Annotated in this window: 11 protein-coding genes; 6 read left to right on the top strand and 5 right to left on the bottom strand. The window is 71.4% G+C overall.

The annotated features are described in order from the left end of the window. Positions 1–1361 (bottom strand): homocysteine S-methyltransferase family protein (locus ABT403_RS28260; protein ID WP_351650125.1); only part of this gene is annotated, 1361 nt, incomplete at its 3' end. A gap of 253 nt (positions 1362–1614) precedes the next feature. Here ABT403_RS28260 and ABT403_RS28255 point away from each other — a divergent pair. The 5 genes from ABT403_RS28255 to ABT403_RS28235 all read left to right on the top strand — a co-directional run bounded on the left by ABT403_RS28255 (position 1615) and on the right by ABT403_RS28235 (position 7861). After that, entirely contained in the window at positions 1615–2382 is a 768-nt protein-coding gene (locus ABT403_RS28255) for an IclR family transcriptional regulator (RefSeq protein WP_344169176.1), read from the top strand. A gap of 326 nt (positions 2383–2708) precedes the next feature. Next, positions 2709–3491 carry an MIP/aquaporin family protein gene (locus tag ABT403_RS28250; RefSeq protein ID WP_344169173.1) on the top strand — a complete coding sequence of 261 codons (783 nt, stop codon included), beginning with the start codon at positions 2709–2711 and terminating at the stop codon, positions 3489–3491. Between the two features lie 79 nt (positions 3492–3570). Beyond that, complete coding sequence (gene glpK / locus ABT403_RS28245) at positions 3571–5097, top strand: glycerol kinase GlpK (RefSeq protein WP_344169170.1); 1527 nt, start codon at positions 3571–3573, stop codon at positions 5095–5097. Between the two features lie 37 nt (positions 5098–5134). Then, the gene (locus ABT403_RS28240; protein WP_344169167.1) at positions 5135–6757 is read left to right on the top strand and encodes a glycerol-3-phosphate dehydrogenase/oxidase; all 1623 of its coding nucleotides are present in this window, start codon (positions 5135–5137) and stop codon (positions 6755–6757) included. Between the two features lie 126 nt (positions 6758–6883). Beyond that, positions 6884–7861, top strand: coding sequence for a PAC2 family protein (locus ABT403_RS28235; RefSeq protein ID WP_344169164.1), 978 nt, complete (start codon positions 6884–6886; stop codon positions 7859–7861). A gap of 98 nt (positions 7862–7959) precedes the next feature. On the opposite strand, the gene mshC is transcribed toward ABT403_RS28235, so the two are convergent. From mshC to ABT403_RS28215, 4 genes are all read right to left on the bottom strand, one after another. Beyond that, positions 7960–9189 carry a cysteine--1-D-myo-inosityl 2-amino-2-deoxy-alpha-D-glucopyranoside ligase gene (gene mshC / locus ABT403_RS28230; protein WP_344169161.1) on the bottom strand — a complete coding sequence of 410 codons (1230 nt, stop codon included), beginning with the start codon at positions 9187–9189 and terminating at the stop codon, positions 7960–7962. 120 nt (positions 9190–9309) lie between these two features. Next, entirely contained in the window at positions 9310–10104 is a 795-nt protein-coding gene (locus tag ABT403_RS28225) for an SCO1664 family protein (RefSeq protein WP_344169158.1), read from the bottom strand. Between the two features lie 5 nt (positions 10105–10109). After that, on the bottom strand, positions 10110–10700 hold the full coding sequence (locus tag ABT403_RS28220; RefSeq protein WP_344169155.1) for a DUF3090 domain-containing protein: 591 nt from the start codon (positions 10698–10700) through the stop codon (positions 10110–10112). A 74-nt stretch (positions 10701–10774) separates the two neighbouring features. Further along, positions 10775–11482 (bottom strand): histidine phosphatase family protein, encoded by a 708-nt coding sequence (locus tag ABT403_RS28215; RefSeq protein ID WP_344169152.1) that lies wholly within the window; start codon positions 11480–11482, stop codon positions 10775–10777. 54 nt (positions 11483–11536) lie between these two features. Between ABT403_RS28215 and corA the strand changes: the two genes are divergently transcribed. Continuing rightward, positions 11537–12529, top strand: a complete 993-nt coding sequence (gene corA, locus ABT403_RS28210) for a magnesium/cobalt transporter CorA (RefSeq protein ID WP_344169149.1) — start codon at positions 11537–11539, stop codon at positions 12527–12529. Positions 12530–12534 lie beyond the last annotated feature (5 nt).

Below are 12534 nucleotides of genomic sequence, written 5' to 3'. Positions count from 1 at the left end.
CCATCACCGTCCTCGTAGTTCACCGAGTTGATGACCGCACGCCCACCCAGCTTCTCCAGACCCGCCTGGATCACCGGGACCTCGGTCGAGTCCAGAACGATGGGCAGAGTCGAGGCCGTCGCGAAACGGCCCGCCAGCTCACGCATGTCGGCCACACCGTCACGACCCACATAGTCCACGCACAGATCCAGCATGTGCGCACCCTCACGGATCTGGTCCCGCGCCATCTCCACACAGTCGTCCCAGCGCGCCTCCAGCATCGCCTCACGGAACTTCTTCGACCCGTTCGCGTTCGTCCGCTCACCGATCGCCATGTACGAGGTGTCCTGCCGGAACGGCACCGTCTGGTACAGCGAGGCGGCGCCGGGCTCGGGCTGGGGGTCGCGGGGGGTGATCGCGGTGCCGCGGACCCGCTCCACGACCTGCCGCAGGTGCTCGGGGGTGGTTCCGCAGCAGCCGCCGACCAGCGACAGCCCGTACTCGCGGACGAAGGTCTCCTGCGCGTCGGCCAGCTCGACGGCCGACAGGGGGTAGTGCGCGCCCTGCTTCGTCAGCACCGGCAGACCCGCGTTCGGCATGCAGGAGAGCGGGATACGGGCGTTGCGCGCCAGGTAGCGCAGGTGCTCGCTCATCTCGGCGGGGCCGGTGGCGCAGTTCAGGCCGATCATGTCGATGCCCAGCGGCTCCAGCGCCGTCAGCGCCGCACCGATCTCGGAGCCCAGCAGCATCGTGCCGGTGGTCTCGACGGTGACGGAGCAGATCAGCGGGACGCTGACGCCGAGGGCGTCCATGGCGCGGCGGGCGCCGATGATGGAGGACTTGGTCTGGAGGAGGTCCTGGGTGGTCTCGACGAGCAGCGCGTCGGCGCCGCCGGAGATCAGGCCCTCGGCGTTGACCTGGTAGGCGTCGCGGATCTGGGCGTAGGTGATGTGGCCCAGGGTGGGCAGCTTGGTGCCGGGGCCCATGGAGCCGAGCACCCAGCGCTGCTGTCCGGTGGAGGCGGTGAACTCGTCGGCGACCTGGCGGGCGATGCGCGCGCCGGACTCGGACAGCTCGAAGTTGCGTTCGGGGATGTCGTACTCGGCGAGGGCCGCGTAGTTCGCGCCGAAGGTGTTGGTCTCGACGCAGTCGACGCCCACGGCGAAGTAGGCCTCGTGGACCGAGCGGACGATGTCGGGGCGCGTGACGTTCAGGACCTCGTTGCAGCCTTCGAGCTGCTGGAAGTCTTCCAGGGTGGGGTCCTGGGCCTGGAGCATGGTTCCCATGGCTCCGTCGGCGACGACCACGCGGGTCGCGAGCGCCTCTCGGAGGGCATCGGCCCGGGTCTGGGTGTCAGCGGGCGGGTTCGGCAACGAGGCCATGGTTGAGCTCCCTGGGATGCGACGGCTGTCGGCTTTGCACCCCCGCTGTGTCAGGGGTGCACGCCGTCAGCGTAACCGCGCGGCCCCCGCCCCGGTGAGGGCGTCCCACGTGGCGGACTGCATTCTGTGCGCGGGAGTCACACGGAAAGGTGCCCTGGCCGGCGGCGCACCGGGAAACACCCAACCATGCACAAGGTCGGCATCGACCGATAGTGTTCGGCATGGTCGAACTACGTCAGCAGGAGGCTGCGCGATGGCACGGAACATCCAGTCGCTCGAACGAGCCGCTGCGATGCTGCGGCTCCTGGCCGGCGGGGAGCGCCGGCTGGGTCTCTCGGACGTCGCGTCCGCCCTGGGCCTGGCCAAGGGCACGGCGCACGGGATCCTGCGCACGCTGCAGGCCGAGGGCTTCGTGGAGCAGGACCCGGCCTCCGGGCGCTACCAGCTGGGCGCCGAGCTGCTGCGGCTGGGCAACAGCTACCTGGACGTGCACGAGCTGCGCGCCCGTGCGCTGGTGTGGACGGACGACCTGGCCCGGGCGAGCGGCGAGAGCGTGTACGTCGGCGTGCTGCACCAGAGCGGGGTGCTGATCATGCACCACGTGTTCCGGCCGGACGACAGCCGTCAAGTGCTGGAGGTGGGGGCCATGCAGCCGCTGCACTCCACGGCCCTGGGCAAGGTGCTGTCGGCCTACGACCCGGTGGCGCACACGGAGGCCCTGGACGGGGAGCGGGAGGCCTTCACGCCGCGCACGGTGACCGACGCGGCGGGGTTCGAGGAGGTCCTGGACCTGACCCGGGCGCGCGGCTGGGCGGCCGACGTCGAGGAGACCTGGGAGGGCATCGCCTCGGTGGCGGCGCCCATCCACGACCGGCGCAGGATGCCGGTCGGCGCGGTGGCCGTCGCGGGCGCCGTGGAGCGGGTCTGCGGGGAGTCCGGGGAGCCGCGTCCGGCGCTGGTGGCCTCCGTACGGGACTGCGCACGGTCGGTTTCGCGCGATCTCGGAGCAGGCCGGTTCTGAGCTTGACCTGATCCCCTTCGGTCCACCCTTTGGCGGCTTTCGGCGCCATTCGGGTGGACCTTTTCGTTTCCGGACCGCCCATTGGCCGGATTTGGGCGATCGTACCGAGTGGTAACGATCCGGTTCTTTGACCTGGTCAGGCCTTGACGCGTTCTGAACCCAGGCGGAAAACTGCCGTTCATCGGTCGGCATTGTCGAACACCTACCGGCAATACGCGTTAGGCTATGGGCGAGGCCATGGACCGGTGAAGCACTCACCGAGTGTGCGGACGACCGGAGGGACCCGGTGTCCGCCCACCCCTGGACGTAAGACAAAGGAGTCGCGGGTGTCCAGCTCCGACATCTTCATCGGCGAGACCATCGGTACCGCCCTGCTCACTCTGCTCGGCGGCGGCGTGTGCGCCGCCCTCACGCTCAAGAGCTCCAAGGCCCGCGGCGCGGGCTGGCTCGCGATCACCTTCGGGTGGGGCTTCGCCGTCCTGATCGCCGCCTACGTCTCCGCGCCGCTCTCCGGCGCCCACCTCAACCCGGCGGTCACCGTCGGCATAGCCGTGAAGACCGGCGAGTGGGGCGACGTCCCCGTCTACTTCGCGGGCCAGCTGCTCGGCGCCATGCTCGGCGCGGTCCTGATGTGGGTCACCTACTACGGACAGTTCGCCGCGCACCTGGCGGACCCGGAGAACATCAAGGACGCCAAGCTCGGCCCGGAGGATCCGCACCCGCACGACGTCGCCGGCCCGGTGCTCGGGATCTTCTCCACCGGCCCCGAGATCCGCAACGTGGTCCAGAACATGGCCACCGAGATCATCGGCACCTTCGTCCTCGTCCTCGCGATCCTCACCCAGGGCCTCCAGGACGACGGCAAGGGCCTCGGCGTCATCGGCGTCCTGATCACCTCCTTCGTCGTCGTCGGCATCGGCCTCTCGCTCGGCGGCCCGACCGGCTACGCCATCAACCCGGTCCGCGACCTCGGTCCCCGCATCGTCCACGCCCTGCTCCCGCTGCCCAACAAGGGCGGCTCCGACTGGGGCTACTCCTGGATCCCGGTGGCCGGCCCGCTCGTCGGTGCCCTGCTCGCCGGCGGTCTGTACAACATCGCGTTCGCCTGATCAGCTTCGGCCGCGTTCGTAAGATCCGCACCGCCCTCCTGATTCCGCCTACTCAACAGATCTGCCAGGAGCAGCCATCATGACCAGCAGCACCGGCCCCTTCATCGCCGCGATCGACCAGGGCACCACCTCCTCCCGCTGCATCGTCTTCGACCGCGACGGCCGCATCGTCGCCGTCGACCAGAAGGAGCACGAGCAGATCTTCCCGAAGCCGGGCTGGGTCGAGCACGACGCCACCGAGATCTGGACCAACGTCCAGGAGGTCGTCGCCGGCGCCATCGCCAAGGCGGAGATCACCGCCGCCGACGTCAAGGCCGTCGGCATCACCAACCAGCGCGAGACCACCGTCCTGTGGGACAAGAACACCGGCGAGCCGGTGCACAACGCGCTGGTCTGGCAGGACACCCGCACCGACGCCCTCTGCAAGGAGCTCGGCCGCAACGTCGGCCAGGACCGTTTCCGCCGCGAGACCGGCCTGCCGCTGGCGAGCTACTTCGCCGGCCCGAAGGTCCGCTGGCTGCTCGACAACGTCGAGGGCCTGCGCGAGCGCGCCGAGGCCGGGGACATCCTCTTCGGCACCATGGACTCCTGGGTCATCTGGAACCTCACCGGCGGTGCCCAGGGCGGTGCGCACGTCACGGACGTCACCAACGCCTCGCGCACCATGCTGATGAACCTGCACACCCTGGCGTGGGACGAGAAGATCGCGGAGTCGATGGGCGTCCCGCTCAACGTGCTCCCCGAGATCAAGTCCTCCGCCGAGGTCTACGGCCACGTCAAGGACGGCGTCCTCGCCGGCGTCCCGGTCGCCTCGGCGCTCGGTGACCAGCAGGCCGCCCTCTTCGGCCAGACCTGCTTCGCCGAGGGCGAGGCCAAGTCCACCTACGGCACCGGAACGTTCATGCTGATGAACACCGGCGACAAGATCATCAACTCCTACAGCGGCCTGCTGACCACGGTCGGCTACCAGATCGGCGACCAGAAGCCGGTCTACGCCCTGGAGGGCTCCATCGCCGTCACCGGCTCGCTCGTCCAGTGGATGCGCGACCAGATGGGCCTGATCAAGTCCGCGGCCGAGATCGAGACCCTGGCCTCCTCCGTCGAGGACAACGGCGGCGCCTACTTCGTACCGGCCTTCTCCGGCCTGTTCGCCCCGTACTGGCGCTCCGACGCCCGCGGTGTGATCGCCGGCCTCACCCGGTACGTCACCAAGGCGCACATCGCCCGTGCCGTCCTCGAGGCCACCGCCTGGCAGACCCGCGAGATCACCGACGCCATGACGAAGGACTCCGGCGTCGAGCTGGCGGCCCTCAAGGTCGACGGTGGTATGACCTCCAACAACCTGCTGATGCAGACGCTCTCGGACTTCCTGGACGCCCCCGTGGTCCGTCCCATGGTCGCCGAGACGACCTGCCTCGGCGCCGCCTACGCCGCCGGCCTGGCCGTCGGCTTCTGGCCGGACACCGACGCCCTGCGCGCCAACTGGCGCCGCGCGGCGGAGTGGACCCCGCGGATGCCCGCCGACCAGCGGGACCGCGAGTACAAGAACTGGCTCAAGGCCGTCGAGCGGTCCATGGGCTGGATCGACGACGAAGACGCCAGCTGACGCACCAGCTGTCGAATCGACGAGGAGCTGAAGAGACATGAGCACCCTGCAGAGCGTCCCCGCACTGGGAACGCACCCGACCGCCGGCTCGCTGCGTGCATCCCGTGTGGCGAGCCGCGCCGAGACCCGTGAGCAGCTGGCCAAGGCCACGTACGACCTGCTGGTCATCGGCGGTGGAATCCTGGGCACCTCGGTGGCCTGGCACGCCGCGCAGTCGGGTCTGCGGGTGGCCATGGTGGACGCCGGCGACTTCGCCGGCGCCACCTCCTCCGCCTCCTCGAAGCTGGTCCACGGCGGTCTGCGCTACCTGCAGACCGGCGCGGTCAAGCTGGTGGCCGAGAACCACCACGAGCGGCGGGTGCTGGCCAAGGACGTGGCCCCGCACCTGGTGAACCCGCTCACGTTCTACCTGCCGGTCTACAAGGGCGGCCCGGTGGGTGCGGCCAAGCTGGGCGCGGGCGTCTTCGCCTACTCCGCCCTCTCGGCCTTCGGCGACGGCATGGGCAAGGTCATATCCCCGGCCCGTGCCGTCGCCGACAACCCCGGTCTGAAGACCGACAACCTCAAGGCCGTCGCGGTCTACTACGACCACCAGATGAACGACTCCCGCGTGGCCGTGATGACGGTCCGCGCGGCCGTCGAGTCGGGTGCCGTCGTCCTCAACCACGCCGAGGTCACCGGCCTGCGCATGACGCGCGGCCGGGTCTCGGGTGCCGAGCTCAAGGACCGCCTCGACGGCACCGAGTTCGGCGTCGACGCCCGCGTCGTGCTCAACGCCACCGGCCCGTGGGTGGACCACCTGCGGCGCATGGAAGACAAGCACGCGCTGCCGTCGATCCGCCTCTCCAAGGGCGCGCACATCGTCATGAAGCGCAAGTCGCCGTGGAAGGCCGCCATGGCCACCCCGATCGACAAGTACCGCATCACCTTCGCCCTGCCGTGGGAGGACCAGCTCCTGCTCGGCACCACGGACGAGGTCTACGAGGGCGACCCGGCGGACGTGCGCGCCACCGAGGCCGACATCCAGCAGATCCTCGACGAGGCCGCCTTCTCCGTGAAGGACGCCGACCTCGACCGCTCCCTGATGACGTACGCCTTCGCCGGCCTGCGCGTCCTGCCGGGCGGCCCCGGCGGCGTCGAGAAGGCCAAGCGCGAGACGGTCGTCTCCGAGGGCGCGGGCGGCATGCTGTCCGTCGCCGGCGGCAAGTGGACCACGTACCGCCACATCGGCCGCGTGGTCATGGACAAGCTCGCCAAGCTCCCCGGCAGCCCGCTGACCGAGGACATGGAGCCGGTGAAGTCCCTCGTGCGCCGCGTCCCGCTGCCCGGCGTCGCCAACCCGAACGCCGTCGCGCACCGCCTGCTGGTCGACCGTGAGCCCGGCGCCCGGATGGACCCGCTCACCGCGCGCCACCTGGCGTCGCACTACGGCTCCCTGGCCTTCGACATCGCCCGCCTGGCGAACGAGGACCCGGCGCTGGCCGAGCGCATCCACCCGGACGGCCCGGAGATCTGGGCGCAGGTCGCCTACGCCCGTGACCACGAGTGGGCCGAGACCGCGGACGACGTGCTGCGCCGCCGTACGACGGTGACGATCCGCGGCCTGGACGACGAGTCCGTACGGGCCCGCGTCGAGGAGATGCTGGCCCGCAAGGCATAGCTCGTACGCAGGTGGGGAAGAGGGGCGGTTCCGAGGGGAACCGCCCCTCTGTCGTGGGCTGTGGCCGCCGACCCCACAAGGCTTAGGCTTTCCCACGTACACAAGGAACTTCGGAAGGAGACCTGGGTGATCGAGCTTGAGGGCGTGCCCGAGCTGATCGACCCGGTCATGGTGGCCGCGTTCGAGGGCTGGAACGACGCGGGTGACGCCGCCTCCGGTGCGGTGGCGCACCTGGACCGGGAGTGGAAGGGCGAGGTCTTCGCGGCGCTCGACGCCGAGGACTACTACGACTTCCAGGTCAACCGGCCGACGGTGTTCCTGGAGCACGGGGTCAGGAAGATCACCTGGCCGACGACCCGGCTGTCGGTGGTCCGGATCGGCGGCGCCAAGCCGCGCGACCTGGTGCTGGTGCGGGGCATCGAACCGTCCATGCGGTGGCGGTCGTTCTGCAACGAGCTGCTCGGCTTCGCGCACGAGCTGGGCGTGGAGATGGTCGTCATCCTGGGCGCGCTCCTCGGCGACACCCCGCACACCCGGCCGGTGCCGGTCAGCGGGGTGACGTCCGACCCGGACCTGGCGCGGACCATGGACCTGGAGGAGACCAAGTACGAGGGCCCGACGGGGATCGTGGGCGTGCTCCAGGAGGCCTGCACCCACGCGGGCGTCCCGGCGGTGTCGCTGTGGGCGGCGGTGCCGCACTACGTGTCGCAGCCGCCTAACCCGAAGGCGACGCTGGCGCTGCTGAACCGGCTCGAGGACCTGATCGACATCCGGATCCCGCTCGGGGAACTGCCGGAGGACGCGCGGGCGTGGCAGCTGGGGGTGGACCAACTGGCCGCCGAGGACAGCGAGGTGGCGGAGTACGTCCAGACGCTGGAGGAGGCGCGGGACACGGCCGACCTGCCGGAGGCGTCGGGAGACGCGATCGCGCGGGAGTTCGAGCGGTACCTGAGGCGGCGGGACCCGTCGGCCGCCGACCCCTCCGACGGGTCGTACCTGCGGGACACCTCCGGTGGGCCGCGCGCCCCGAAGCGCAAGCCGGAGCCTCCGGCGGAGGAACCTCCGACACCGGAGGAACCGGGGGACGACTCCCCCGAGGGCTAGATCCCGTTCTCCGGGGCTCCGCCCCGGGATACGGAGAAAGGGCGGGGCGGGGACCAGCTCCGCGCAGCGGTAGCCGGACCCCGCCCCGCCCCTCGGAACTACAGGGCCACGCCCAGGAGGGCGTCGACCGTGCGGGAGACCAGGCCGGGGGCCGTCTCGTCCGTCTCGTCGGAGGCGAGCTGCCGCTCGACCCAGCGGTCCACCGCCGCGAGGGCGGCCGGCGCGTCCAGGTCGTTGGCCAGGGCCTCGCGGACCTCCTCCACCAGGGCGTCGGCCGGAACCCCGTCCGGCCGGGACACGGCCGCGCGCCAGCGCGCCAGGCGCGCCTCCGCCTCGGCGAGGACGGCGTCCGTCCACTCCCAGTCCGCCCGGTAGTGGTGCGACAGCAGCGCCAGGCGGATGGCGGCCGGGTCCACGCCGGCACGCCGCAGGGCGGAGACGAAGACCAGGTTGCCCTTGGACTTCGACATCTTCTCGCCGTGCAGGGCGACCATGCCCGCGTGGACGTACGCCTTGGCCATCGGGAACTCGCCCGTCAGCGCGTGGGCGTGCGAGGCGCCCATCTCGTGGTGCGGGAAGGCGAGGTCGGAGCCGCCGCCCTGGACGTCGAAGCCCATGCCCAGGTGTTCCAGGGCGATGGCCACGCACTCGATGTGCCAGCCCGGACGGCCGCGCCCCAGCGAGGCGCCGTCCCAGCTCGGGTCGCCCGGGCGGGCGGCCATCCACAGCATTGGGTCCAGGGGGTTCTTCTTCCCCGGGCGGTCCGGGTCGCCGCCGCGCTCCGCGGACAGCAGCCGCATCGCCTGGGCGTCGAGGTGGGAGACCCCGCCGAAGTGCGGGTCGGACTCCACCGAGAAGTAGATGTCGCCCTCGAGCTCGTACGCGGCGCCCGCGTCACGCAGCCGTTCGACCAGCGGCACGATGCCGGGTATGGCCTCGACGGCGCCGATGTAGTGCTGCGGGGGCAGCATCCGCAGGGCGGTCATGTCCTCGCGGAAGAGCGCCGTCTCGCGCTCCGCGAGCTCGGTCCAGTCGTGTCCGTCGCGCAGCGCCCGCTCCAGGAGCGGATCGTCCACGTCCGTGACGTTCTGGACGTAGTGGACCTGGCGCTTGTTGTCGAGCCACACGCGCTGCACGAGGTCGAACGCGTTGTAGGTCGCCGCGTGACCGATGTGGGTCGCGTCGTACGGCGTGATTCCGCAGACGTAGAGGCGGGCGACGGGACCGGGGTCGAGGGTGACCGTCCCCCGCGTCGCGGTGTCGTGGATCTGGAGGTCGCGGCCCTTGCCGGGCAGGGCGGGGACCTCAGAAGCGGGCCAGGCATGCATGCTTCGAGCCTAACCGGACGACTGTTCCGGAAACGAATGGGAGCAGCACTGTTGGCTTGATCGACACCCTTGCGTTCCGGCTGGATCTGTGCGTCCCGCTCGTCCGGGCGACCGCCCAGCTCAGACGGGCGGCCAGGGGATCGCCGGCCACTGCCCGGAGGGCTTCGGGTGGGTCCCGCTGCTCCGCAGCAGCGCCACGCGGGCCCGTACGGCGGCCAGCTCGGCCGGGGTGATCAGTTCGGCCAGCCGGGTGGCGAGCGGGGCGTCCTCGGCCAGCTGGGCCTCCAGGGAGGTCAGCACGGTCCGCGCCTCGTCGGTCAGGGGCTCCCCCGCCCAGCCCCAGAGCAGGGTCCGCAGCTTGTCCTGCGAGTGGAAGGTCACACCGTGGTCGATCCCGTAGAGCCGGCCGTCGGGCGCGGGGAGCAGGTGGCCGCCCTTGCGGTCGCCGTTGTTGATCACGGCGTCGAGGACGGCGAGCCGGCGCAGGCGGGGGTCGTCGGCGTGGACGAGCAGGGCGGTGCGGCCCTCGCCGACCTCGGCGAACGCCACCGGCTTCCAGCCCTCCCCGGCCTCCTCGCCCTCCACCAGCGCGAGCAGCTCCGCCTCCGGCGCCTCTCCGGCGTCGATCCAGTGCTGCACCATGCCCTCTCCGTACGGGCCGTCGCGCAGCACGGTCGTGGGCACGAGCCCCCAGCCGGTGGCCTCGGAGACCAGGTAGGCGGCGCGCTCGCGCCGGGCGAGGTTGCCGTCGGGGAAGTCCCACAGCGGCCGTTCGCCCTTGACGGGCTTGTAGACGCACTCCGCGCTGCGGCCCTCGTAGGCGACGGTGCACAGCAGGACGGCGTTGGACGCCTCGGCGATCCGGCCGCGGACGGTGAGCTCACCGCGGGTGAGCAGCTCCTCTATCGGGGTCACGGCGCTCACGCCTGGCGCCGGTACCCGTTCTGGCGGGGGCACACGTGCCCCTCGGGGTCCAGGGGGAGGCTGCACAGCGGGCACGGCGGGCGGCCGGCGTTGACCACGTCCAGGGCGCGCTTGGCGAAGGCCCGGGCCTGGGCGCCGGAGAGCCGTACGCGCAGCATGGGCGGGCCGTTCTCCTCGTCCTGGAGGAGCCGTTCCTCGGCCTCGGCGAGGTCCTCCTCGGAGTCGGCGTCCAGCTCGACGAGCGCCTGGGCCTCGACGATCATCCGCTGCTGTTCGCCGTCCCAGGCGAGCGCCATGGTGCCGACGCGGAACTCCTCCTCGACGGGCACGTCGAGCGGTGCGGTGTCGGCGGCCTCGGTGGAGGCGACGGCCGGGACGGGGGCGTTGCCGCCGGTCCGCCGGACGACCTCGTCCAGCAGTTCGTCCATCCGCTCGGCGAGCGCGGCGACCTGGGTCTTCTCCAGGGAGACGCTGGTGACGCGGGGGCCCTGGGAGGCCTGGAGGAAGAAGGTGCGACGTCCAGGCAGACCGACGGTGCCCGCCACGAAGCGGTCCGGCGGGTCGTAAAGGAACACCTGACGGGGCACGACCGGTCTCCAAGTCTGGGGCGGGGGCAGGGCTGCGCACTGGGTTGGCCCTGCCACCCTACTGCGCCGTCCGATCAGGCCGCGCCCGCGCCGCCCCCCACGACGGCGTTGCCGCCGCCCTCGGCCGCGTTCTCCGCGGGGGGCGCCGCGGCCGGGATGAGGGGGGCGAGGTCGCCGGTGTCGCCCAGGCGCAGCAGGAAGGGGCGGCTGGGGGTGTAGCGGATCGCGGTGACCGAGCAGGGGTCGACGTGGATCCGCTGGAACAGGTCGAGGTGCATGCCGAGGGCGTCGGCGACGACGGACTTGATGACGTCGCCGTGGGAGCACATGAGGAAGACGGCGTCGGCGCCGTGCTCCTCCTCGATCCGCGCGTTCCACTCGCGTACGGCGTCCACGGCCCGGTTCTGCATGGCGCGCATGGACTCGCCGCCGGGGAAGGCGGCGGCCGAGGGATGCTGCTGGACGATCTTCATGAGGGGTTCGTCGGCGAGTTCGGAGAGCTTGCGGCCCGACCAGTCGCCGTAGTGGCATTCGCCGATGCGCTCGTCTGTGTGCAGGGGCAGGCCGGGGCGGGCGTCCAGCAGGGGGGCCAGGGTCTCCCGGCAGCGCTGGAGCGGGCTGCACACGGCGGCGGCGAGGGGCACCCCGTCGAGCCGTCCGGGCAGCGCGGCTGCCTGCGCGGCGCCGCGCTCGTCGAGGGAGACCCCCGGGGTCCAGCCGGCGAGCAAGCCTGCGGTGTTGGCGGTGGACCGCCCGTGTCGTACGAGGATCAGCGTGGCCATGGGAGCAGCCTAAGCCGTGCCGCCGACGTGCGGGCGGGGCGCGGTGGGGGAAGAATGCCCCGCGTGATTGTGGACTGCGCGATGTACCGGGACGGCCGGCGCTCCGAGGCCCCGGGGGACCTCTCGGAGGCCCTGGCCCAGGCCCGCTCGGTCGGTGACGCCTTCCTGTGGATCGGCATGTACGAGCCGACGGAGGAGGAGTTCGACCACGTCAGCCATGAGTTCGGGCTGCACAAGCTGGCGGTGGAGGACGCGCTGACCGCGCACCAGCGGCCGAAGCTGGAGGTGTACGACGACTCCCTGTTCGTCGTCCTCAAGCCGGTGATGTACGACGACGACGCGGACCGGGTGACCACGGGCGAGCTGATGCTGTTCATCGGCGACTCGTTCGTGGTGACCGTCCGGCACGGCGAGGGGGCCGCGCTGGCCGCCGTGCGCCGCCGGCTGGAGCACGAGCCGGGGGTGCTGCGGCACGGGCCCACGGCGGTGCTGTACGCGGTCTCCGACGCGGTGGTGGACCACTACATCGAGGTGGCGGCCGAGCTCCAGGCGGACCTGGAGGAGCTGGAGGCGGAGGTCTTCGCCCCGCAGACCGCGGACACCAAGAACACCGCGGCCCGGATCTACGGGTTCAAGCGGCAGGTGCTGGAGTTCCGCCGGGCGACGAGCCCGCTGCTCCAGCCGATGGACCGGCTCGCCTTCGGGAACGTGCCGTTCGTCCACGACCACGCCCGCCCGTTCTTCCGGGACGTCGCCGACCACCTGACGAAGGCGAACGAGTACATCGAGGGCCTGGACCGGCTGCTGTCGGACGCGCTGGCCGCGCACCTGGCGCAGATGGGGGTCCGGCAGAACGACGACATGCGCAAGATCTCCGCCTGGGCGGCCATGGCGGCCGTGCCGACGATGGTGGCGGGGATCTACGGGATGAACTTCGACCACATGCCGGAGCTCCGGGAGTGGTGGGGTTATCCGGCGGTGCTGGTGCTGATGGCCGGCCTGTGCCTGGGCCTGCACCGGATGTTCAAGCGGCGCGGCTGGCTGTGAGCGCC

This window comes from Streptomyces sp. NPDC000075, from assembly GCF_040301925.1.
Taxonomy (GTDB): Bacteria; Actinomycetota; Actinomycetes; order Streptomycetales; family Streptomycetaceae; genus Streptomyces; species Streptomyces polychromogenes.
Note: the sequence above shows the minus strand (reverse complement) of the source record. Positions and strands in the feature narration are given on the sequence as shown.